Origin of the sequence: Synechococcus sp. MIT S9452, assembly GCF_047304245.1 — a bacterium.
GTDB lineage: Bacteria > Cyanobacteriota > Cyanobacteriia > PCC-6307 > Cyanobiaceae > RCC307.
Window position 1 is genome coordinate 2,159,626 of the sequence record NZ_CP138956.1, and the last position, 21,079, is coordinate 2,180,704.

At 62.8% G+C, this 21,079-nt stretch carries 21 protein-coding genes; 6 read left to right on the top strand and 15 right to left on the bottom strand.

Annotated features, from left to right (window positions below; genetic code table 11):
* Positions 1–7: 7 nt before the first annotated feature.
* The 3 genes from SIB46_RS11545 to SIB46_RS11555 all read left to right on the top strand — a co-directional run bounded on the left by SIB46_RS11545 (position 8) and on the right by SIB46_RS11555 (position 2,316).
* Positions 8–958 (top strand): VOC family protein, encoded by a 951-nt coding sequence (locus SIB46_RS11545; RefSeq protein WP_413296272.1) that lies wholly within the window; start codon positions 8–10, stop codon positions 956–958.
* Positions 959–1,026: 68 nt separating this feature from the next.
* Positions 1,027–1,515: a DoxX family protein gene (locus SIB46_RS11550; RefSeq protein WP_413296273.1), complete on the top strand. Its 489-nt coding sequence runs from the start codon at positions 1,027–1,029 to the stop codon at positions 1,513–1,515.
* 24 nt (positions 1,516–1,539) lie between these two features.
* The gene (locus SIB46_RS11555) at positions 1,540–2,316 is read left to right on the top strand and encodes an SDR family NAD(P)-dependent oxidoreductase (RefSeq protein ID WP_413296274.1); all 777 of its coding nucleotides are present in this window, start codon (positions 1,540–1,542) and stop codon (positions 2,314–2,316) included.
* Here the strand turns inward: SIB46_RS11555 and bioD are convergent.
* From bioD to SIB46_RS11575, 4 genes are read right to left on the bottom strand one after another with little or no spacing between them, the layout of a single operon-like run.
* Positions 2,299–2,979, bottom strand: coding sequence for a dethiobiotin synthase (gene bioD / locus SIB46_RS11560; RefSeq protein WP_413296275.1), 681 nt, complete (start codon positions 2,977–2,979; stop codon positions 2,299–2,301). The two genes, SIB46_RS11555 and bioD, sit on opposite strands and share 18 nt — an antisense overlap.
* The gene (locus tag SIB46_RS11565) at positions 2,969–3,712 is read right to left on the bottom strand and encodes a methyltransferase domain-containing protein (protein WP_413296276.1); all 744 of its coding nucleotides are present in this window, start codon (positions 3,710–3,712) and stop codon (positions 2,969–2,971) included. The genes bioD and SIB46_RS11565 overlap by 11 nt, the downstream gene beginning before the upstream one ends.
* Positions 3,709–4,401, bottom strand: a complete 693-nt coding sequence (locus SIB46_RS11570) for an alpha/beta fold hydrolase (protein WP_413296277.1) — start codon at positions 4,399–4,401, stop codon at positions 3,709–3,711. Before SIB46_RS11570 ends, SIB46_RS11565 begins: the two co-directional genes overlap by 4 nt.
* A 34-nt stretch (positions 4,402–4,435) precedes the next feature.
* Positions 4,436–5,563 carry an aminotransferase class I/II-fold pyridoxal phosphate-dependent enzyme gene (locus SIB46_RS11575; protein WP_413296278.1) on the bottom strand — a complete coding sequence of 376 codons (1,128 nt, stop codon included), beginning with the start codon at positions 5,561–5,563 and terminating at the stop codon, positions 4,436–4,438.
* An 11-nt stretch (positions 5,564–5,574) separates the two neighbouring features.
* Here SIB46_RS11575 and SIB46_RS11580 point away from each other — a divergent pair, with 11 nt between their 5' ends.
* Positions 5,575–8,355, top strand: coding sequence for a DEAD/DEAH box helicase (locus SIB46_RS11580; protein ID WP_413296279.1), 2,781 nt, complete (start codon positions 5,575–5,577; stop codon positions 8,353–8,355).
* Here SIB46_RS11580 and purB read toward each other — a convergent pair whose 3' ends face one another.
* Together purB and SIB46_RS11590 are read right to left on the bottom strand one after the other, a co-directional pair.
* Positions 8,356–9,651 carry an adenylosuccinate lyase gene (gene purB, locus SIB46_RS11585; protein WP_413296280.1) on the bottom strand — a complete coding sequence of 432 codons (1,296 nt, stop codon included), beginning with the start codon at positions 9,649–9,651 and terminating at the stop codon, positions 8,356–8,358.
* 26 nt (positions 9,652–9,677) lie between these two features.
* Positions 9,678–9,896 (bottom strand): hypothetical protein, encoded by a 219-nt coding sequence (locus SIB46_RS11590; protein ID WP_413296281.1) that lies wholly within the window; start codon positions 9,894–9,896, stop codon positions 9,678–9,680.
* 103 nt (positions 9,897–9,999) lie between these two features.
* Between SIB46_RS11590 and SIB46_RS11595 the strand changes: the two genes are divergently transcribed.
* The gene (locus tag SIB46_RS11595) at positions 10,000–10,815 is read left to right on the top strand and encodes a TlyA family RNA methyltransferase (protein WP_413296282.1); all 816 of its coding nucleotides are present in this window, start codon (positions 10,000–10,002) and stop codon (positions 10,813–10,815) included.
* 5 nt (positions 10,816–10,820) lie between these two features.
* Here SIB46_RS11595 and SIB46_RS11600 read toward each other — a convergent pair whose 3' ends face one another.
* A complete protein-coding gene (locus tag SIB46_RS11600; RefSeq protein WP_011936310.1) occupies positions 10,821–11,159 on the bottom strand; it encodes a P-II family nitrogen regulator in 339 nt (112 codons plus the stop codon).
* A gap of 121 nt (positions 11,160–11,280) precedes the next feature.
* Here SIB46_RS11600 and queF point away from each other — a divergent pair, with 121 nt between their 5' ends.
* Positions 11,281–11,679, top strand: a complete 399-nt coding sequence (queF, locus tag SIB46_RS11605; protein ID WP_413296283.1) for a preQ(1) synthase — start codon at positions 11,281–11,283, stop codon at positions 11,677–11,679.
* On the opposite strand, the gene SIB46_RS11610 is transcribed toward queF, so the two are convergent.
* The 8 genes from SIB46_RS11610 to SIB46_RS11645 all read right to left on the bottom strand — a co-directional run bounded on the left by SIB46_RS11610 (position 11,651) and on the right by SIB46_RS11645 (position 21,062).
* Positions 11,651–12,955, bottom strand: a complete 1,305-nt coding sequence (locus SIB46_RS11610) for a cytochrome c biogenesis protein ResB (protein WP_413296284.1) — start codon at positions 12,953–12,955, stop codon at positions 11,651–11,653. The two genes, queF and SIB46_RS11610, sit on opposite strands and share 29 nt — an antisense overlap.
* On the bottom strand, positions 12,952–13,659 hold the full coding sequence (locus SIB46_RS11615) for a cytochrome c biogenesis CcdA family protein (RefSeq protein ID WP_413297786.1): 708 nt from the start codon (positions 13,657–13,659) through the stop codon (positions 12,952–12,954). Before SIB46_RS11615 ends, SIB46_RS11610 begins: the two co-directional genes overlap by 4 nt.
* A gap of 15 nt (positions 13,660–13,674) precedes the next feature.
* The gene (locus SIB46_RS11620) at positions 13,675–14,631 is read right to left on the bottom strand and encodes a transglycosylase SLT domain-containing protein (RefSeq protein WP_413296285.1); all 957 of its coding nucleotides are present in this window, start codon (positions 14,629–14,631) and stop codon (positions 13,675–13,677) included.
* Positions 14,574–15,725: an FtsW/RodA/SpoVE family cell cycle protein gene (locus SIB46_RS11625; RefSeq protein WP_413296286.1), complete on the bottom strand. Its 1,152-nt coding sequence runs from the start codon at positions 15,723–15,725 to the stop codon at positions 14,574–14,576. Before SIB46_RS11625 ends, SIB46_RS11620 begins: the two co-directional genes overlap by 58 nt.
* A gap of 112 nt (positions 15,726–15,837) precedes the next feature.
* Complete coding sequence (locus SIB46_RS11630) at positions 15,838–16,038, bottom strand: phycobilisome linker polypeptide (protein WP_413296287.1); 201 nt, start codon at positions 16,036–16,038, stop codon at positions 15,838–15,840.
* 31 nt (positions 16,039–16,069) lie between these two features.
* Positions 16,070–16,558: an allophycocyanin subunit beta gene (gene apcB / locus SIB46_RS11635; protein WP_413296288.1), complete on the bottom strand. Its 489-nt coding sequence runs from the start codon at positions 16,556–16,558 to the stop codon at positions 16,070–16,072.
* 39 nt (positions 16,559–16,597) lie between these two features.
* On the bottom strand, positions 16,598–17,083 hold the full coding sequence (locus SIB46_RS11640; protein ID WP_413296289.1) for an allophycocyanin: 486 nt from the start codon (positions 17,081–17,083) through the stop codon (positions 16,598–16,600).
* 358 nt (positions 17,084–17,441) lie between these two features.
* On the bottom strand, positions 17,442–21,062 hold the full coding sequence (locus tag SIB46_RS11645; protein ID WP_413296290.1) for a phycobilisome rod-core linker polypeptide: 3,621 nt from the start codon (positions 21,060–21,062) through the stop codon (positions 17,442–17,444).
* Positions 21,063–21,079: the final 17 nt, after the last annotated feature.

The window sequence follows — 21,079 nt, forward strand, 5'->3', positions numbered from 1 at the left end:
AAAACCCATGGCTGTTCAATCCGTTGAGGCGGTGATTCAAAACTCAATGGCGGCCGAGGCCGCCGTTGCTTGGTATCAATCCCGGCTTGGTTTTGTTTGCAGCGCCAGCGATGTGCTCACAGGCCCAGAGCTCGCGGCGCTGTTTCAGTGGCCCGAGTCCACCAGCCTGCAGCGCTGGATCCTGCGGCTTGGTGAGGAGACGCTGCAAATCTGGGGATGGCCCGCTGGGGCCTGCGCCCCCTATCCCGATTCCTGGGGCGGCAACGACCGCTGGTTCCAGCACATTTGCCTGGTGAGCGACAACCTCACGGCTCAAGTGGAGGCGATCGCCCCCGATCGGCTCGGGGTGATCTCCACTGCCCCGCAGACGTTGCCGGATTGGAATCCAGCGGCGGCTGGCATTCAAGCCTTCAAGTTCAAAGATCCCGATGGGCACCCGCTTGAGTTGCTGCAGTTCCCCGCTGATAAAGGCGATCCCCGCTGGCACCAGGTGCAGGTTCCATCGGGCCAGCCCAAAGGGTTTGATCATTCCGCTATCAGCATCGCCAACACCGAGTTGAGCCTTGCGTTCTACCGCGATGTGTTGGGCTTTGCGCTCAAAGGCCAAGGGGTGAATTCAGGCATTGAGCAAGACCGCATGGATGGTCTGCAGCAGACCCGCGTTGCCATCACGGCAATCGGCCCCAGCGCTGGTGCGATGGGCATTGAATTCCTCAACTACCAGTCACCCGGTGGGGGACGTGATCGCCAGCAGCCCCTGTGGAGTGATCTTTGTGATCGCAAGCTGCTGCTGAAAAGCTCCAACCTGCGCGCCTTGCATCAGCAACTGATGGCTGATCAAGCCAGCAACCACTGCTCTGCGTTGGTTGCCATCGCCCCTTCGTTGCTGGGTGCGCCGATGGCCTTCACGGTGCGTGACCCCGATGGCCATGGCTTGATCGTGATGGGTGATTTGTGAGGGCTTGACAGTCTGTTGGCACTGTTTGGGGCGATGGCTACGTTTTTGATATCTGCGATCGCACGCCGGTGGACCTTTCTGTAGTTGAGATCTTGCTGCCTTCTGGGCCTTCCACCTTTACCGAAGCAACCCTGTTGCTTCTGCGTTTGTTCATGGGTGTTTGCTTCATCCGCCATGGCTGGCCGAAGTTGCGCAATCTCAAGACTTGGTCCACGGCGATGAACACCCCAGCCTGGTTGTGTTTCCTCTCGGCCTTCTCGATGTGGGCCTCTGGAATCGCCCTGCTGTTGGGCCTTCTAACTCCCTTGGCGGCCTTCGCGATCCTCACCTCGATGGCCTACGCCGTGGTGCTGGAAATTCGCGCCGGTACCCCCTTCATTGCCCCTGACCCTTATCAAATTCCCGAGGGGGATTACGCCGGTCCCATGGGGGTTGGTGAACCTCCGAGCTGGGAGAAAGCCTCGATGTATGTGGTGATGTGCCTGGTGTTGATGTTTTGTGGTGGTGGCTTTTTCTCTCTCGATAACCTGTTGATTGCCGGCAGCCTCCAGGCTTAGGGAATCACTCCCACCGGTTGACGCATGGTTGAACAATTCCTCAGCGGCAAGGTGGCCATCGTCACCGGTGCCAACACCGGCATTGGTAAAGCCATTGCCGAAGAATTAGCCAAGCGCGGCGCCAAAGTTGTCGTCAATTACCGCTCCCATCCCGAGCGCACCGACGAGATGATCAGCGCCATCAAGGCCGCTGGTGGTGAGGCCATGGGCGCTCAAGCTGATGTCACCCATCTCGATCAACTCCAAGCGGTCGTTGATCAGGCCGTTTCCAGCTACGGCCGGCTCGACATCATGGTGAATAACGCTGGCTTGGAAACGCGCACCTCTGTGCTCGACACCAGCCCAGAGGATTACGACAAGGTTCTCGATGTGAACCTCAAAAGTGCCTTTTTTGGCACCCAGTTCGCCGCCAAGCAGATGATCAAACAAGGCGGTGGCGGCCGCATCATCAATATCTCTTCGGTGCATGAGGACTGGCCCATGCCGAACAACACCGCCTATTGCCTCTCCAAAGGAGGCGTTCGCATGCTGACCCGCACCGCGGGTGTGGAGTTGGCTCCCCACGGCATCACCATGGTCAACATTGGCCCTGGCGCCGTTGATACGCCGATCAATGCCTCCTACGCCGGCAACAAGACCTTGCTGGACAAATTGGATGCTGCGATTCCCCTCGGCCGCATGGCGGAGCCCCAAGAAATCGCCTCTGTGGCGGCCTTTGTGGCCAGCGATGGAGCCAGCTACATCACCGCCACCAGCATCTTTGCCGACGGCGGCATCATGCAGTCAAGCCCGGGCCTCTAGGGCTGCTGGCAGGTGTTTGGATAGGCCGCTGCTGCTCCACAGGTGGCTCAACACCTGCTGATCCAGCGTTGGCTGCGGTTCCACTTCCGCCAGCACCGCGGTGCCGCTCATGGCGGAGAGGGTTTGGTGGTTGGCGCTATGGCGCGGGCCATTGAGGATCAACCCCAACACCGGGATCTGGCGGCGCTGCAAGGCTTCCAGTGACAGCAGCGTGTGGTTGAGAGTGCCCAGGCCGCTGCGGGCCACGAGCAGCACCGGCAGTTGCCATTGCTGGATCTGTTGAATCTGCAGGTAGTCATCCCGCAGGGGCACCAAAAGCCCGCCCGCTGTTTCCACCACCAAAGGCCCATCAACCGGCGGCAGGCTCAATTGCGCTGGATCAACGGCAAAGCCTTCCTCTCTTGCGGCTTGGTTGGGGGATGCCGGTGCTTTGAGCCGGTAGGCCTCAGGGAGAAGCCGCTGCTGCTGTTGCTCTGCGCTCAACCCGCAGAGGTTGGCCACACGGCCTGTGTCGCCGCCGATCTCGAGATCACCGCACTGCACCGGCTTCCAGTAGTGGGCGCCGAGCCCATGCACCACCAGGGCGCTGATCACGGTTTTGCCTACATCGGTGTCAGTGCCCACCACCACCAGCTGATGGGGATGGCGAGGCTTAGGAGTCATCACGACGGGCGAGCAGCAGCAAGAGATCCCAGTTCAGGCTCACCCCTTGATCCTGCTCCTGCATGGGCCAGTGCTTGAGCAGCCGGCGCAGTTCGCTGGGGCTGAGCTGGGCGCTGGCGCTGCCATTAACGCCATGGCGTTTGAGCTCAGCGAGGAAGGCCATCGCTGAGGGATAGCGGCAGCTGAAGCGCAGCCGCTGCTGCCGCTGCGGCCGGCACTGCGGCGGCAGTGCTGCCAGCAGATCCCCTTGGCGCGGCAAGGGCAGGGCGGAGCACGCCACATCAGCGCGCTCGGCGGCTTGATGCCAACTGGCGAAGCTGCCCTCGAGCGGCACCGCCAGCGCCAGCCAGCCACCGGGCCGCAACTGCTCGCACCAGTGCCGCAATTGCTGCTCGGGTGCTTGGAGCCAATGCAAGGCAAAGCTGCTCAGTAGGAGCGCTGCCTCTCGGGCTTCTGGCGGGAGCCCGGCGTTGAGATCCCACCGCCGGCAGCGGCTTGCCGGGGCGGCGGCCTCCCCCAGCAGTTCCGGGCAGTTGTCCACCAGCAGGGGGTCGAGCCCTGGCCGTTGGCCGGTGAGGGCCCGGCTCAAATTGCCTGAGCCGGCACCGAGATCCACCACGGGCCCCTCAGGTAAGGGGAGGCCGCGGCAATGGCGGGCCAGGCGCCAGGCCACAGCCTGTTGCAGTCGGGCGTCGCGGGCGTAGCAGCTCGCTCCTCGGGCAAAGGCGTTCAAGGCAGCGCGTCGAGCCAGCCCAGCACCTGCTCGCATAACCCAGGGCTCAGCAGCCCGTGGCCAACGCCGGCTAACTCCATCAGCTCGGCCTGGGGCAATTCCTGGCGCAGGGCCGCGCGGCTTTTGGGGTGAACGATGGTGTCGGCCATCGCTTCGACAATCAGCACGGCCGCTTGCTTGGGGAAGGCATCGGGCAGGCCGTCGCAGCAGCCCAACAGCTCCAGGTCTTGGCGCAAGCGCTGCATCCCCTGGTCCGATACCGTGCCGTCTTCGATGCCAGGGGGCAGGTGCTCCACGGGCTGGGGTTCGGCCACCTTGACGCGGAAGTCGGCAAACAGGCCCAGCAGATCGCCAGCGCCCAGTCGTTCATCCATCAGCCGCAAGGCCTGCTGCAAGGGCCGCCCCGCTGCTCCTTTGGGCACAAAGCGGCCAAAGCTGGCCAGCAGCACCACCGCCTCGGCTTGCTGAAGCAGGTCCTTGGGCACCAGCTGGCTGCCGAGAGAGCTCACCAGCAGGGCGCGCCGGCCTTGCGGCAACCAGCTGCCGCTTTGCTCTGGGAAGCGGCCGTAGCCGCGATCGAGGCGTTGCAGCGGCCAGCCCCGCTGCTGGCAGTGGGGCTCAAACGCGTCCCAGTTGCGCTGGTCGCTGCCCCAGCCGTGCATGCCGATCAGCTGCCAAGAAGAACCCAACGGCGCATCAATGCGGTGTGGAATCCATCTTTGATCACGGCCGTTTGAAGGCCTCCAGCGTTTTCAGAACCCGGCTCAGCGCCTGCTCGGGCAAGTGCGGCCGCAGGCTGAAGCGGAGCATCGCCTCCCCCTCGGGCACGGTGGGCGGGCGGATGGCGACCACCAGCACGCCCTGATCTTCCAGAGCTGCTGCGGCCTCTAAGGCTCGCCCGTCATCCCCCAGCTTCACCGCCACGATCGGGCCAACGCCGGCTGGGCGCGGCCAACCAGCACTGGCTAGGGAATCGCGCCACTGTTGGGCGTGCTGGTTCAGTTGCTGGCGCCGCTGATCGCCTTCCGAGGAGGCAATCAATTGCAAGGCCGCGGCGGCCGCGGCAGCCAGCGGTGGGGCCAGGGCTGTGGTGTAGCGAAAGGCGCCGCTGGTTTGCAGCAGCTCCTCCCCCAGCGATTCGCCGCAGGCCAAAAACGCTCCGCCGCTGGCAAAGGCCTTGCCGAAGGTGCCGCACAGCAGGCTCACCCCATCAAGCCCATGGCCCAGCCCGCGCCCGCCGGGGCCCAGAACACCGAGGGCATGGGCTTCATCCAGCAGCAAGGGGGCGCTGTGGCGCTGGCAGAGCGCAGCCAGTGCGTCCACATCGGGGCTGCTGCCTTCCATCGAAAACAGGCTCTCGCTCAGCACCACGCAGCGGCTGCCTTTGCGCTGTTGCAGACGCTGCTCGAGGTCTTGGAGGTCGTTGTGGGCAAAGCGCTCGAGCTTGGCGCCGCAGGCCCGCACGCCCACCAATAACGAGTGGTGGATCCGCCGGTCGGCCAGCACCACCGTGTGGCGATCGGCCAGCAACTGCAGGGCGGCGATGTTGGCCTGAAAGCCGCTGGGGAATAGCAGCACGCGGCCGCGCCCCAGCCATTGGGCTAAGCCGTGCTCCAGTTCCGCGTGCTCCGGCCGGCTGCCGCTGATCAGCCGGGAAGCACCGCTGCCAACGCCGCTGGAGGCAATGGCCGCTTGGGCTGCGGCATTGAGATCTGGGTGACCCAGCAACCCCAAGGTGTCGTTGCTAGCCAGATCCAGCAGGGCCTGATCAGCGCTGCTGCGCAGCTGACCGGGCTGCTCCAGTTGGAACGTGCGCAGCCGCCGAACTCGCTGTGGTGGCTGGTCACCCATAAGATCTAACGATGAATGCCGCCACTGCAGACTCCCAGGATGGTGGAGTCGCTCTGAGCTCGAACAACGGACTGGATCCGGCGGCGCTGTTTTCGTTTCCCCTTGATGACTTCCAGTTGGAAGCCGTCGCCGCCTTGAACCAGGGGCATTCGGTGGTGGTGAGTGCCCCCACTGGATCGGGCAAAACCTTGATTGGCGAGTACGCCATCCATCGCGCCTTGGCCCATGGCCAACGTGTTTTTTACACCACCCCGCTCAAGGCGCTGTCGAACCAAAAGTTGCGGGATTTCCGCGAGCAGTTCGGCGCTGATCGCGTGGGCTTGATGACGGGGGATCTCACCGCCAACCGCGAAGCCCCGATCGTGGTGATGACCACCGAGATCTTCCGCAACATGCTCTATGCGGAGATCGAAGACGGTGATGACCCCCTCGAAGGGGTGGAAGCCGTGGTGCTCGATGAGTGCCATTACATGAATGATTCCCAGCGGGGCACCGTGTGGGAGGAATCGATCATTCACTGCCCTCCGGCGATTCAGCTGGTGGGCCTCTCCGCCACGGTGGCCAATGCCGGGCAGCTCACCGACTGGATTGAACAGGTCCATGGCCCGGCCGATCTGATCGTTAGCGACTTCCGGCCGGTGCCGCTGCAGTTCAGCTTTTGCAGCGCCAAAGGCCTGCACCCGCTGCTCAATGACAAGGGCACCGGTTTGCATCCCAACTGCAAGGTTTGGCGCGCACCCAAGGGGCATCACCGCCGCGGCAAAAGCCCCAAGCCGCCCCAGCCAGAGCCGCCCTCGATGGGCTTCATGGTGGCCCAGCTGGTGGAGCGCCAGATGGTGCCGGCCATCGTTTTCCTGTTCAGCCGCCGCGGCTGCGATAAGGCCGTGCGCGATCTGATCAAGGCCAGCTTGGTGAATGAGCAGGAAGCGCGTGAATTGCGCTTGGCGCTCGAAGAGTTTGCGCAAACCTCTCCAGAAGCGGTGCGCGATGGCATCCATGCCGAAGCCTTGTTGCGCGGTGTGGCCGCCCACCACGCCGGGGTGCTGCCGGCCTGGAAAGAACTGATTGAACAGCTCTTCCAGCGGGGACTTGTGAAGGTGGTGTTTGCCACCGAAACCCTGGCGGCTGGGATCAACATGCCGGCGCGAACCACGGTGATTTCAGCGCTCTCCAAGCGCACCGAAAACGGCCACCGGCCGTTGATGGCCAGTGAGTTTCTGCAGATGGCCGGCCGCGCTGGCCGCCGCGGTCTCGACACCCAGGGCTATGTGGTCACGATGCAGAGCCGCTTTGAAGGCGTGCGGGAAGCGGGCCAGCTCGCCACCAGCCCGCCCGATCCTCTGGTGAGCCAGTTCACGCCCAGCTACGGCATGGTGCTGAACCTGCTGCAGCGCTACGAGCTCTACAAGGCCAAAGAGCTGGTGGAGCGCAGCTTTGGTCGTTATCTGGCCACCCTTGATCTGGCGGAAGATCAAAGCCGTATCGCTGAATTGCGGCAGCAGCTGGAGCTGCTGGGGGAAACCGTCCCCGATGTTCCGTGGGAAGACTTTGAGGACTACGAGAAGCAGCGCGGCCGTTTGCGCGAGGAGCGCCGTTTGCTGCGGATCCTGCAGCAACAGGCTGAGGAAACCCTGGCCCATGAGCTCACCTTGGCTTTGCAGTTCGCCAGCCCCGGCACGTTGGTGAGCTTGAAGGCACCGCAACTGCGCGGTGGAGTGGCAGCTGCGGTGATCGTCGACAAGCTCGATGGCCCGGGGCAATTTCCCCTGTTGCAGTGCCTCACGGAAGACAACGTTTGGATCGTGGTGCCCTGCAATGCGGTTGTTGGCCTGCATGCCGAACTCAGCTGCCTGCAGGTCAACGATGTGGCTAGCCCCGACATGGAGCGGCCCGGTGAGCTTCGCCATGGCGATCAGCCCAGCGGAGGTTTGGCCTTGGCGGTTGCCGCCATGGCCAAGCGCCATGACATGCACACCCCCCAGTACGACTTGGCTGGGGAAGTGCGCGATCAGGCCGAGTTGGTTCATGGGCTGGAGGAGGAGTTGGAGTTGCACCCAGCCCACCGCTGGGGCGACCGCAAGCAACTCAAAAAACAGCGCCGCCGCATGGAGGAGCTGGAGGAAGAGATCGCCGAGCGCCAGCAGCTGTTGCACCGGCGGGCCAACCGCCACTGGGAGACCTTCCTATCTCTGATTGAAATCCTGCAGCACTTTGGCTGCCTTGATGAGCTCGAACCCACCGAAGTGGGCCGCACTGTGGCGGCCTTGCGCGGTGACAACGAGCTCTGGCTCGGCCTGTCGCTGATGAGCGGCCATTGCGATGAGCTGCCGCCGGCTGATTTAGCCGCCGTGCTTGAGGCCATCTCGACGGAGGTGAGCCGTCCGGATCTTTGGAGCGCCTACCCGCCGCCGCCCCAGGCGGAAGAAACACTCCACGACCTGCGGGGACTTCGCCGCGAGTTGCTGCGCCAGCAGGAGATCCATGCAGTGGTGTTCCCTGTGTGGTGGGAGCCGGATCTAATGGGTTTGGTGAAAGCTTGGGCTGAGGGCGAGAGTTGGAGCGATCTGATCGCCAACACCTCACTGGATGAAGGCGATGTGGTGCGGTTGCTGCGGCGCACGGTGGATCTGTTGGCGCAGCTTCCCTATTGCCCAGCGGTGAGTGAGGAGTTGCGCAGCAATGGCCGCCGCGCTTTGCAGATGATCAACCGCTTCCCCGTGAAGGAAGCGGTGGTGGAAGGCGTTGTGGATGACTCGCTGAATCCGGCGACCCAACGGGCTAATAACGACTGATCAGATCGCCAAGCGGGCGTAGATGGTGTCGAGCTGGGCTTGATGCCGATCGGTGCTGAAGCAATCGGCCAAGCGCTCAGCGCTGATGCGATCGGTGACGGCGGGATCGTTTTCGAGCGCCTTGCGGAAGTTGCCGCCTTCCACATTCCAAGCGGCATGGGCATGGCCCTGCACCAGCCGGTAGGCGTCTTCCCGGCTCATGCCGCTTTCAACCAGGGCCAGCAACACCGTTTGGCTAAACACCACACCTCCGTAGCGGTTCATGTTGCGCTCCATGGTGTCGGGGTACACCTGCAAACCGCTCACGACTTTCGTCATCTCCCGCAGCATGAAATGCAGGGTGGCGCTCACATCGGGAAGCATCATGCGCTCCACCGAGCTATGGCTGATGTCGCGCTCGTGCCACAGGGCCACGTTTTCCAGAGCTGCCACGGTGTAGCTGCGCAGTACCCGCGCCAAGCCGCTGATGCGCTCACTGCGGATCGGGTTGCGTTTGTGGGGCATGGCCGAGCTGCCCTTTTGCCCCTTGGCGAAGGCCTCTTCCACCTCGAGCACATCGCTGCGCTGCAGGTTGCGGATTTCGGTGGAGAAGCGCTCAAGGGCGGTGCCCACCAGGGCCAGGGTCTGCACGTAATCAGCGTGGCGATCGCGGCTGATCACCTGGGTGCTGGCTGGATCGGGCCGCAGCCCCAGCAGCTCACAGGCCCGTTCTTCGATCTGGGGTTCGGTGTTGGCGTAGTTGCCCATGGCGCCACTGATCTGGCCCACGCTGACGGCCTTCTGCAGTCGCTTGAGGCGTTTGATGTTGCGCTCGGTCTCAGCCAGCCAGCCGGCCAGCTTGAAGCCAAAGGTGATCGGCTCACCGTGGATGGCGTGGGAGCGGCCGATCATCACGGTGTTTTTGTGGGCCCGTGCTTGCACGCGAATGGCTTCTGCGAGCTTGTCGAGTTCGCTGCGCAGCAGCTTCACCGAGGCCTTGAGCTGCAGGGCCAGGCCGGTGTCGAGCACATCGGAGCTGGTCATGCCCACGTGGATGTAGCGCCCGGCATCCCCCACGTGTTCGTTCACGTTGGTGAGGAAGGCGATCACGTCGTGGCGCACCTCGGCCTCGATCTCGAGGATCCGCTCGCGGCTGAAGGCTGCTTTGTCCTTGATCGTGGCGAGTGCTTCAGCGGGCACGCGGCCCAGCTCGGACTGGGCTTCGCAAACAGCGATTTCAACGTCCAGCCAGCTTTGGAATTTGGCGTCTTCGGTCCAGATCCCGCCCATCTCCGGCAGGGTGTAGCGCTCGATCAAGGGTTTTGCTCGGCCAATCGACCAAATTACCCGGGGCTCAGACTGCGACGGGCCACTTCCCATTGGATCGCTGGGCCCCAGGCCTGCTGACGCACCCAGCAGCGCCGCCCTTGGCAGCGAATAAGTTCAAAGGCCGGCAAGTCGGTGGGGTGTTGGTCCAGCTTCACAAAACTGCCCGGCAGAAGCCGCTCCGGGAAGGCCACCACGGCTCCGGCGTCATCAAGTTTGCGGAGTGGATCAGCCATCGACTCTCTGCAACGAATTGATCTTCGTCGGAATTTTTCAGCTGGCAGGTGACCGTCTGGATTTCCTCGGATTTGGTGTTGCGATCTGTGATGGAATCAGCAAATGGCACGTCGGCAGCGGCTTGATCTACGGCTGGTGGAATTGGGCCTGGTGGCCAGCCGCCAGAAGGCCCAGCAGCTGATTCGCGCCGGCAAGGTGCGTCTCGGTGATGCGGTGCTCGATAAGCCCGGCCATGAGATTCCACTGGAGGCGGTTCCCGAGGTGACGTTGCCGCCTCGGTTTGTCTCACGGGGTGGAGAGAAGTTGGCGGCAGCCCTGGAGGCTTTGCCGGTGCAAGTGGACGGGCGCTGCTGCCTCGATGCCGGCATCTCCACCGGTGGCTTCAGTGATTGCTTGCTGCAGCACGGCGCCAGCCGCATCTATGGGATTGATGTGGGCTACGGCCAAACCGCTTGGAGCCTGCGCCAAGACCCCCGAGTGGTGTTGCGCGAGCGCACCAACCTGCGCCACCTCACGCCAGAGGATCTCTATGGCCCGGGTGATCCGCAGCCTGATCTAGCGGTGGCCGATCTCTCGTTTATCTCCCTCTCGCGGGTGCTGGAGCCCATGCAGGGGCTGCTGGCTGGCGGCCCGCAGGCCGAAGCGGTGCTGCTGGTGAAGCCGCAGTTTGAAGTGGGCCGCGAGCGGGTGGGCAAAGGAGGCGTCGTGCGCGACCCCAAAGCCCACGCCGATGCCATTGCCTTGGTGGCAGACGCAGCAAAGCCCCTGCAGTGGTTCCCGCAGGGGCTGGTGGGATCACCAATTACCGGTGCCGCTGGCAATCACGAATACCTGCTGTGGCTGGGCCCCACAGCCGAGCTGGGCTCCAGCGCCTTCTCAGCTTTGATTGAGCAAGTGGTGCAGAGCACCAATGCCTGAGGGCTTCAGATCGCGGTGTTGTCGCGATCGCCGGTGCGGATGCGCACCACCGAATCCACTGGGGAAACAAAGATCTTGCCGTCGCCGATCTCGCCGGTGCGGGCGGCTTCTTGCACGGCATTGACCACCGTTTCGACTTGAGGCTCGTCAACGACGATTTCGAGCTTGAGTTTCTGCAGGAATTCGACGGTGTACTCCGAACCGCGGTAGCGCTCCACCTGCCCTTTTTGGCGTCCAAAACCGCGCACCTCGGTGACGGTCATGCCCACGATGCCGGCATTCACCAGCGCCATTTTCACGTCGTCCAGCTTGAAGGGGCGAATGATTGCCTCGACTTTCTTCATGGTCTGCGCGGCCTTTGACAGGATTATGGCCCCGGCTCATTCCATCGAGCGAGTCCTGGGGAAGGCGTAACGGTCGTTACGGTCTTTCAGTGTCTGGGCTCTGCCCTTCGATCGATCACCTGTGACCTCTTCAAGCAGCACCCAACGTCCCGCCTATGGCGAGCGGGCCATCGCTGAGGCGGAGCTGATCTGCTTCGACAACCCGCGTCAGGGGCGCCCCTACGACGTGGCGATTTCCCTGCCCGAGTTCACCTGCAAGTGCCCGTTTTCGGGGTATCCCGATTTCGCCAAGTTGCAGCTCACCTATCAACCCGGCCCCCGCGTTCTTGAGCTCAAGGCGCTCAAGCTCTACGTCAACAGTTGGCGTGATCAGTCCATCTCCCACGAGGAGGTGGTGAACCGCATCCTGGATGACTTGGTGGCTGCCGCTGCACCGCAGTGGATGGAATTGGTGGCGGATTTCAATCCCCGCGGCAACGTTCACACGGTGATCACCGTGCGTCATGGAGAGCGCCAGTGATGGCGGCGCTGCCCAACTTGGGCAGCTCATCGGCAAAGGCCACCAAATTGCGGTTGCAAAGCCCTGCGATGTGGAGCCGGCCTGATTCGCTGATTGCCCACAGCTGACGGGTGGCGATCAGGCTGAGGCCCCCACCCAGCAGGGTGATGGCAAAGCCGGCGTACACCAGGGGCACGCCAGGATCGCGCTTGATCAGAAGGCCGCTGGCTGGCATCACATCGGCGATGCGCAGCGGCAGCCCCAGGATCTCCTGGCTTTCGCCGCCAACGGTGAGCAGGCCCAGTTGTTGGCTATCGGCGCCGTAGACCTCCGCTGGCCCCAGCTCGCTCTGCAGCGCCAGCAGCACAGGATCGCTGCCATCGGGGCGGGTGGGCAGCACCAGGCCCCAAACCTGCTCGCCGAGTTCGGGGAAGGTTTGCAGCGGCAGCTGCAGCAGGGGGCTTTGGCCCAGTTGCAGCGTCACAGCCGCCAGGCCCCAGTCGGCTTGATAAACGGTGATGCCGCGATGCCGCAGCGGGTGATTCACGCTCACGGCCGCCGGCTCGGCTGGAGCACCGGTGCCATCGCCCAGCAGCAGCTGGGAGGAGAACTGTTCGGGCCGGCCAGCTGGATCCCGTTGGATCGCAAAGGAATCGAGTTGCAATTCCAGTCGGGTGTCGCCTTGGGGGTTGAGCAGTTCCAGCGAGCGTCCTGGCGCCAAGAAGCGCTCCAGCCGCTGGCCGCCAAAGGCTCCCACTACAGCGCCCACCATGAACACGATCAGGCCGGTGTGCACCAGCAAGGGCCCCACCCGGCCGATCACACCGCGGCGGGCGGCTAGCCGGTTCTGCTGACGCCGCACCGCCCAGCCCTGTTGCTGTAGCTGCTGTTCCAGTGCATCGATGGCTGCAGCTGAATCGCTGGTGTCCAGGCTGGTGGCGACAGCCAATTTGCTCAGCTGTCTGGGCTTGGTGTAATCGAGCCAGCGCAGGCTGGCCCGCAGCGCCGGCCATTGGCGCCGCAGGCTGCAGAGCAGCAGGGCCAAGCCAAGCCAGGCCAGCAGCAGTAAAAACCAGTTGCTTGTGTAGAGGTGATCGAGCTCCCAGTTGAGCAGTTGATCGCCATTGACCACCCCCAGCCAGGGGGCGGCGTCATAACGCTCGTGATAGAAGGCCGCCGGCTCTCCTTGCGGGATCGCTGTGCCCAAGCCGCTGCAGGCCGCAATCAGCAGCAGCAGCACGATGGCGACGCGCAGGTCGGACAACCAGGCCGCGGCTTTGAGAACCAGGCTCTTCATGTCAGGCGCGAGACCAGGCTGAGGCCGCCGATGACGACCAAAACAGCGCCACTAATCGGAGGAATCCATTGGCTCACAGCGCGCAGCGCCAGCAGCTTGGGGATCGAAGCGGCCAGGCTGCCAGCCAGCAGAAGCGGCAACACCTGACCAGCGCCAAAGCAGCTGAGCAACACCATGCCCACCAACGGTTTGCCGCTTTGCGAAATCCAGGCCAACAGCACCGCCAGCACCGGGGTTGTGCAGGGAGAGGCGGCTAGGCCAAAGGCCAAACCAGCGGCCGGTGGCCCCAAGCCCGCCGGAGCAAATTTGCGCCAGCGCTCAGGGTCGGGACCGGCCGGCAGCCGTAACGGCAGCAGCCCAAGCAAATTCAGCCCCATCAGCACCGCCAAGATGGCGACCGCCACGGAGATCCCTTCAGGTGTTTGCCCGTAGAGGCGCCCGAGCATGGCGCTGGCGGTGCCCAGGATCACCAGGGCCCCCACCACACCGGAGCAGAAGCCAGCACTGCGCTGCCAGGCTGGACCCTCTCCAAAGCCGGCCAAATACGCCACGCTCACTGGCAGCAGCGACAAACTGCAGGGGCCAAGGCTGGTGAGTAAGCCGCCGGCGAACACCAGCACCAAGGTGAGGGGCGTGGGGTGTTCCAGGCCGCTGCGCAGCAGCTGTTCACTGGCTTGGGCCAGGTCGGCAAGCGAAAAAGACAGGCTCACCGGTGCACCCTATCGAGCAGGAGGGGCACTCCATGGGGCCTGCTGCAGATAGGCCTCCACAGGGATCGCTTGCTGGCGCTCATACCCCTCGTGTAACCAAAGGTCTCCGTTGGGCGAGGCGTAGTGGATTTGCCATTGATGGAATTGGGCCAGGCGCTTGGGGTCCTCCCGCATCAAATCCGCGTAGGTCTGCACGGCGCGCACATAGTTCCAGCTGTTGTTGTATCCCCAGATCGCCTGGGGCATGTTCTCCGGTCCGCCCCGGCGCACCAGGTAACGGGCCGCTGCGGCGATGGCATCGCCTGGATCATCAATCGAGCCAGCACCGATGCCGGGCTCAGCCCAGGTGCTGGGCAAAAACTGCATGGGGCCGCGGGCCCCAGCCACCGAGAGACCCTGCAGCCGGCCCATCCCGGTTTCCACCAGGTTGATGGCAGCCAGGGTGGCCCAGTCGATGCCGGTGTCTTGTTCCGCCTGCTTGTAGTGCTCAAGCAAGGCATCGGCGCTGATTGGCGGGCTGATGCGCCAGGCCGGCAGTTGGGCCGGAGCTGGGCTGTTGCGGTGCATCGCTAAAAACTCACGCCGCGCCTGCACCTGGCGTTGGGCCACCGACCGCAGCTCAGGGCTGACTTGTTGCAGCACCGCGGCATCCCAGTCGGGATGGTGTGACCACTGCCGGTAGAGCACCTGCTGGCGGTGGGCCAACGATGCAAAGCCGGCAGCACTGGGGTTCATCCCAGCGAGCTGGTCTTCCACGCGGTTGAGCTGCTCACCCAGCGGCATAGCGGCCTTGGGCACGCTCGGGTAACTGCGGCCATTGGGGGCCACCACACCGGCTGGGTATTGGGTCTGTGGAGGCTGCGGCTCCTGGCCAATGGCTTCGCTTTGACGCCCGGCGCCGCAGGCCGTTAGGAGCGCGAGACCTGTGAGGAGAGCGAAAGAGGATCGGCGGATTCCAGCGAACATCGAACAAGCAGACCGGCAATGAACAGGCTGGCCAACAGCGAATTGCCGCCATAGCTCACCAGCGGCAAGGGCAGGCCGGTGGTGGGCATGGCACCGCTGGCCACAGCGATGTTCATTATCGACTGGCCCACCAAGATCGTGGTGCAACCAATCGCGACAAGGCGCAACTGATTCCCCCTTGATCGCAGCGCCACCCGCAAGCCCATCAGGGCAAAGACAGCCAAAAACAGCAGCACCACCACCGAGCCCACAAAGCCAAATTCCTCGGCGTAAACGGCAAAGATGAAATCAGTGGTTTGGATCGGCAGGTACATCAGCTTTTGGGTACTGAGCCCGTAGCCACTGCCGCTCAATCCGCCTGATCCGATGGCCAGCAGGCTTTGCACCAGCTGGTAGCCGTTACCGAGTGGGTCTTGCCAGGGATCGAGGAACGAGGTGACCCGCAGCCGCTGGTAGTCATTGATCAAAATGCTGGTGGTGCCGGCTGTGAGCCCAAGCCCTGCAATGCCCACCAGCCAGTGCAAGGGAAGCCCCGACGCCAGGGCCATCAGCCACAGCACCAGTCCGGTGAGCGAGGCGGTGCTGAGGTTGGGTTGCTTGAGGATCAAGAGGATGATGCCGCCCAGAATTGCCATCCACAGCACCCGCTGATCCAGGGCCAGACGCCGCCACTGGGAGAACAACACCGCCCCTTGCAAAACGATGAAGGGTTTGATCAGTTCGGTGGGCTGGATCTGAATCGGCCCCAACACCAACCAACGGCTGGCCCCATTCACGGTGGTGCCGATGATCAAGGTGAGGGCAACCAGTCCTGTGCCGATCAATAGGGCCGGTGCGGCCAGCTGCAGCCAGCGCTTGAGCGGCGTGCGCACCACAACAAAGAACAGGGACCAGCCGGCCAGCATCCAGATCAGTTGCCGTTTGATCGTGTAGAGGGCATCGCCGAGTTCTTGCTGCGACACCCACCAACTGGCAGAGGCCAGCACCAGCAGGCCGAACACACTCCAAGTCGCAATCAGGCCCAGCAGCAGTCTGGTTTCCGCGGGCCAGAGGTTGATTGGAAGGGTCAGGAGCCCCTGGGTCCCCCGGGCCATGCCAAGTCTCCTAATGGCCTATTGAGCCGTGTGGCGGCTTGGCAAGCACCTGGTCAAGGACAAAAAAAAGCCCGGCACTGGGCCGGGCGAAGGACGTTTGAGCGATCAACAGCTAATTGCCGACATTGGCTTGCCGGCGACCGGTGACCAGCTCAACCTTGATGATTTTTCCGCCCTGTTTCATGATCCGCTGCTGCTCAGCGAACCAGCTGTTATAGGGCACCCACTTGGTGAAGAAGGTGTTCTGGATTTCCCGTTGAGTCTGGATTTTCTCCGGACTCGGGATGCAGGCGGTGACTTTGAAGAGGCGCATGGGGCTCCTTAGTTGGAGGGGAGCTCCTGGCTCAGTTGCCGAGGCCTGAGCAGATGTAGTCGAAGTAGACGGCCATTTCGCGACCGGCATCAGCACCCACCAGAGCGGCGGTGGCTTCCTTCATGGCTTGGATGGCCTGAACGGTGGCACCGATGGGCACGCCCAGGGAGTTGTAGGTCTCCTTGAGACCATTCAGCACACGCTCATCAAGGATGGAGGTGTCGCCGGCCAGCATGGCGTAGGTGGAATACCGCAGGTAGTAGTCCATGTCGCGGATGCAGGCTGCATAGCGACGGGTGGTGTACATGTTCCCGCCGGGGCGGGTGATGTCGGAGTACAGCAGTGCCTTGGCGACCGCATCACGAATGATGTTGGAGGCGTTGGCGCTGATGGTGGCAGCGGCCCGGACCCGCAGCTCGCCGCTGGCGAAGTACTGCTCCAGCCGGCCCATCGAACTGGTGTCCAGGTAGAGGCCCTGAACGTCGGACTGGTTGATGACGTTGGTGATCGCGTCTTGCATGGATTCCTGAGGGTTGGTGAGTGGGTTCTGTTTCGGGCCTCAGGAGAGGGCGCCGATCACATAGTCGAAGTAGAAGCCTGCTTCTTCAGCGTCTTCGCCGCTCAGCAGACCCATGGCCACGTTCTTCATCTCGCGCACTGAGAGGGCCATGGCTTCCAGGTTGGTGCCGAGGGAGCGGTAGAGCTCCTTGGCGCCGATCACACCGATCTCCTCGATCGGAGTGACATCGCCGGCGACCACGCCATAGGTCACCAGGCGCAGGTAGTAATCCATGTCGCGCAGGCAGGTGGCGGTCATCTCGTCGCCGTAGGCGTTGCCGCCTGGGGAGACAACGTCAGGGCGGCGCTGGAACAGCGCGCTGCCGGCTTGTTTGACGATCCGCTCGCGGCCTTCGGAAAGGATTTGGGCCACACGCAGACGGCGTTGCCCGCCAGTTGCGAAGGCCTTGATCTGATCAAGCTCGCCAGGGCTGAGATAACGAGCTTCGGCGTCGGCGTTGATGATCGAGTTGGAGACGATGCTCATGCAGTTCGGCCTCGAGGACAGGCGGCCGCCAGAGAGGTGACCGGGGAATCTTGGGTGCGTGTTGCCGCAGGGCAAGCCCTTTGGCTGGATCAGTCTGGCTGATCGCTGGGTCATTCTGCGGCAGGGGGCTCATGCTCTCTGCTTTGCAGTAACAGTTCTTTACCCCTAAGAGGTTTTAAGAATCCCTTTGCACGACAGGGGTTTCAGAGGAGTGGGTGTTAGTAACTGTTCAAGAAAATTATTTTGCTTAAAACTGCAATATGCCGGCAAAAAGTATAAGTAGTTAGCGCCGATTTGGGCGGCGCTAGTGATTTCGAGTGATTTTTGCGCAGAAGCGTTGACCTCTCAGCTGGTGGGCTCAGATGGCCGTATTGCTCGGCGCTGGGTTGAGGCCGGCTTTGCCTTGGCTCATGCGTGCTGTTTGGGTCAGGGTGACCAAGGGAACGCCAGCTTGGCTTGTTACGCCGATGGGTCCCGGCACGACATTGCGCCCAAAGCTGTTGCTGTAGGTGTCTGATTCGATGAGAGCAGCAACCGCCTGGACTTGACCATTCTCGGCGCGATTGATCACAAACACGCTGATCTCCTCCGGCAGAGGGGCGCGCCCCAATAAGGCGAGATGGGCGGCCGCAGCTGCTTGCAGAGGAGGGAGGGCATAGAGGCGCTTTTGGAAGAGATCGCTGGATGCAATCTCAGCAACGAAGTCGACAACACCTGTTGTTCCAGAGCGCAACTGGGCTTCCGCTTCCAGCAGGCGCTCGCTGTCGGAGGGGATTCGATCGATGAGTTGCTGGTAGGTCGCCGCGATGACTTCCTGCAGCTCGGACTCACTGGGACTGTCGACCAATTTGAGCGGAGCAGGCAGCTCGGCGGCACCAGCCCTCAGGGCTTTTGGAGTAGCTCCGCCCATCAGCCCCAGCATGGTGTTGGCACTGGTGGGGGCTTTGAGGCGAAGATCAGCGCCTATGGCCATCCCAACGCCAGAGCGGGTTGCCCTTGCCTGTTGACTCCGGAATTGGCTGAGTGGTGTGCTGAAAGTTGGTTTACGCCCTTGGAGGCTGGGGCTGGGTTGTGAGCCACTGGCTTCAGCGGGACTACCGGAACTGGCGCCCTCTTGGCCAACACGGTTGCGTTGCCCCCTTGTGCTGATGACGGGGCGTTGCGGTGGGGTCTGCCCGGCATTGGGCTGCACCAAGGAAGCGGTGCTGTTGAGGCTCTGCAGGGGGTACCCACCTTGGGTTTGTAGGCCAATGGGATAGGGAACCGTTTGCCTGCCGAAGGCATCGTTGTAATCGATGGATTCGAGCAGAGCGTTGGTGGCCGCCCGTTGCCCTTGTTCCGCGCGCTGGCGAATGAAACTGCTGATTTCTTCAGGCTTGGGTGAGCGGCCCAGCAGCGTGAGGTGGGCGGTAGCCGCGGCTAGCAATGGCGGCAGGTTGGTTAAGCGTTGTTGGTAGGTCTCGGAAGCCGCTACACCGGCAACAAAGCCAGAGACTGTTAGGGAACCGTTGCGCAGTTGAGATTCGATCTCGCTGCAACGTTCCGCGTCAAAGGGCATCCGGTTGAGCAGCTGCCGGTAGACCGCTTCGATCACGGCCTGCAGTTCTGACTCTGTGGCGTTGTCTGATAGCTCCAAGGGCACGTAGCCCACAGACTCACGCCGGCTCAGGGCTTCGGGCTTGCTGCCCGAGAGCACCCGCTTCATCGTGGCTTGAGAGGTGGGACCGTCGTTGCTATCGACACCTGCGCGAAGACGGACGGGCTGGAAGCCAGTGGTTCTGTTTTGCGGCAGAGCCCCGAAATTTGCGCTGCTATCTCGGCTCTGCAAGTTCCGCTGAACGGTGCTGCCGGGAGTACGCAGTTCGGCTTTTTTCGAGGGTTCGGGCCGGGCCGTAGTGCTGAATCTTGCTCCAGTGGGAAGGGAGGCGGTATCCAGGGTTGGCCGGAAGGAGGGGACCCTGCGGCTATTGACGTCAAACGCCGTGATGAACCGCTCGAAGGGAACGGTGTCGTCGCCAAAAGCGGTTTGGTATTCCTCGCTGTCGATCAGGGCGTCCACCACGCCAAAGAAGCCTTTGCGCGCTGCGGTGTCGAAATAGGAGTCGATTTCCCAGCGGCCAAAGGTGGGGCGTCCCAGCAGGCGCCGGTGCATCACCTCGATGGCTTTGGTGATGTACAGGCCATCCCAATAGCGCTTTTGGAAGGCTTTCGAGCGGGCGAGCTGCCGGATAAACTCCTTGAGGCAGATCTCGCCGTTGGCCAGGCGCGATTCAGCGGAGCGCTGCTGTTCGCCGGCGTAACCGCTGTTGCCAATGACTTGCGTATAGGCCGCGCGGATCACCGCTTGAACGGTTTTGGCGGTTTCGTTGACCTCAGGGCGCCGGCCTTCATTGGCCGTGGCGGGCATCGACACCACTCTGGGGCCCACCTTGCGGGGCTTGGTGGAGTTGAACGTGGGGCCATTGATCTGGCCGGAAAGGTTCAGGCCGTTGCCCACCATCAAGCGGCGGGCGCTGTAGCCATAGGGGGCTGGACGAGTCCTCACCGAGGCCGTGGGTGAAGGGAAGATGGCTCCGTAGCCCAGTGCGAGCGGATCATTGCCGCCGCCATAGGCGTGCTGGTCAGCGAGAGGCTGGCGGTAGGAGGCGTAAAGGGTGAGGTACTGGGGCGCCCCATCAAATGGTGCGCTGAAGCGGAACAGCTTGCGGTTGGAACCCCAACCCGCACTCTCCTGCGCTTCTTCACCGAGATCACGCAGGTAGGGAACGGTTTCCTCGCCAAAGACGCGGGCATATTCCATGGAGTTGACCAGGGAATCCACCAGGCCATTGAGGCCCTGCTCGCTGACGATCGAGAAATACTTGCGGAACTCCTCCAGGGAGCTGATGCCGCGACCCAGGAAATGGCGGAAGGCCAGCTCAACAGCGCGGGTGTTGGCAAAACGGCTGAAGAATTGCTGGCGGTACTCCTTGCTGCGGCCCAGGGCACGAATGAACTCGCGCATCGAGATTTGGCCCTGGGCCACCTGGGAGGCCTCCACTGGGCAGGGAGCCTGGGAATATGCCTTGGCGATGTCGCGCTGAAACACCTGGCGGTAGGCGGCACGGATGATCTCGGCCTTCTCCACACCGGAGAGGTTGGGCTTGATCACAAAGCGCTGCGGCCCCTCCGATGCCAAGGCATAGATGGCAGGCAGTTGTAGACCCTGTTGCTGCGGATTGCCAGGACGCTGCCGGGCAGATGGGGTCGCCACTGCGAGCTCCTCAATCAGCACGTTGAAGCAGGCAATCACAAGGTTGCGCTCCTCGCTGCCCACCTCAAAGAGGGCCGCTGCAGCGGCGCGCATTTCCTGAAGCGCCAGGTTGGTGGCCGGCAGCGAGCAACCCTTTTCGAGGATGTCCCGTAGGCCCCTGGCGTTGACGCGCAGGATGCTGGGATCCCCCGCCACCAAGGCGTAGCCCACGTAGCGAACGAACCAGCCCAGATCCCGAACGGATTTGCGCATCCGCTCGTTGCCATAGCGGGAAATATTGATCGGAGTAAAACCTGCCGGAATCAGGACCCTGACGTCGGCAGGGGTTGAAAAGCCTTCGCGGATCCGGCCAAGGAAGCCACTGCCGCCACTGCCTTGAACAAAGGTTTGAACAGAGCTTGCAAAGGCTTGTTGGTCAGCAGCTAGACGCTCTTCACCCTGTTGGCTGGTGACCGGAGCCAAAGGCTCATCCAGGTAGGAGAGCGGCGTACCGCCAACAAAGATGCGGTTGGCGGCACGACCCACGATCAGCTGAGCGTTGGCACTCAGAACCCTCGAGGCCTGAACTCGGCTCTGACCGCTTTGGAAAAAATTGATCAGGTTGTCCAGCTCACCTCGGTCGGGGAAGCGGTCCTGTTGCTCGGCCTGACGGACGCTCGAGAGGGGCAGGGTGTCGTACAGCTGGGGGCTGACCCTTGGGCTGCCACTACTCGCGGTCACAGACATTTAAAAGCTCCTCTGGC

What these genes read in the sequence shown, in the direction of transcription:
- SIB46_RS11575 (WP_413296278.1), bottom strand. Translation starts at nt 5,563, where the DNA reads ATGGGTGACCAGCCACCACAGCGAGTTCGGCGGCTGCGCACGTTCCAA.
- SIB46_RS11545 (WP_413296272.1), top strand. Translation starts at nt 8, where the DNA reads ATGGCTGTTCAATCCGTTGAGGCGGTGATTCAAAACTCAATGGCGGCC.
- SIB46_RS11595 (WP_413296282.1), top strand. Translation starts at nt 10,000, where the DNA reads ATGGCACGTCGGCAGCGGCTTGATCTACGGCTGGTGGAATTGGGCCTG.
- SIB46_RS11640 (WP_413296289.1), bottom strand. Translation starts at nt 17,083, where the DNA reads ATGAGCATCGTCTCCAACTCGATCATCAACGCCGACGCCGAAGCTCGT.
- SIB46_RS11555 (WP_413296274.1), top strand. Translation starts at nt 1,540, where the DNA reads ATGGTTGAACAATTCCTCAGCGGCAAGGTGGCCATCGTCACCGGTGCC.
- SIB46_RS11590 (WP_413296281.1), bottom strand. Translation starts at nt 9,896, where the DNA reads ATGGCTGATCCACTCCGCAAACTTGATGACGCCGGAGCCGTGGTGGCC.
- SIB46_RS11580 (WP_413296279.1), top strand. Translation starts at nt 5,575, where the DNA reads ATGAATGCCGCCACTGCAGACTCCCAGGATGGTGGAGTCGCTCTGAGC.
- bioD (WP_413296275.1), bottom strand. Translation starts at nt 2,979, where the DNA reads ATGACTCCTAAGCCTCGCCATCCCCATCAGCTGGTGGTGGTGGGCACT.
- SIB46_RS11610 (WP_413296284.1), bottom strand. Translation starts at nt 12,955, where the DNA reads ATGAAGAGCCTGGTTCTCAAAGCCGCGGCCTGGTTGTCCGACCTGCGC.
- apcB (WP_413296288.1), bottom strand. Translation starts at nt 16,558, where the DNA reads ATGCAAGACGCGATCACCAACGTCATCAACCAGTCCGACGTTCAGGGC.
- SIB46_RS11630 (WP_413296287.1), bottom strand. Translation starts at nt 16,038, where the DNA reads ATGCGCCTCTTCAAAGTCACCGCCTGCATCCCGAGTCCGGAGAAAATC.
- SIB46_RS11645 (WP_413296290.1), bottom strand. Translation starts at nt 21,062, where the DNA reads ATGTCTGTGACCGCGAGTAGTGGCAGCCCAAGGGTCAGCCCCCAGCTG.
- SIB46_RS11625 (WP_413296286.1), bottom strand. Translation starts at nt 15,725, where the DNA reads ATGGCCCGGGGGACCCAGGGGCTCCTGACCCTTCCAATCAACCTCTGG.
- SIB46_RS11600 (WP_011936310.1), bottom strand. Translation starts at nt 11,159, where the DNA reads ATGAAGAAAGTCGAGGCAATCATTCGCCCCTTCAAGCTGGACGACGTG.
- SIB46_RS11620 (WP_413296285.1), bottom strand. Translation starts at nt 14,631, where the DNA reads ATGTTCGCTGGAATCCGCCGATCCTCTTTCGCTCTCCTCACAGGTCTC.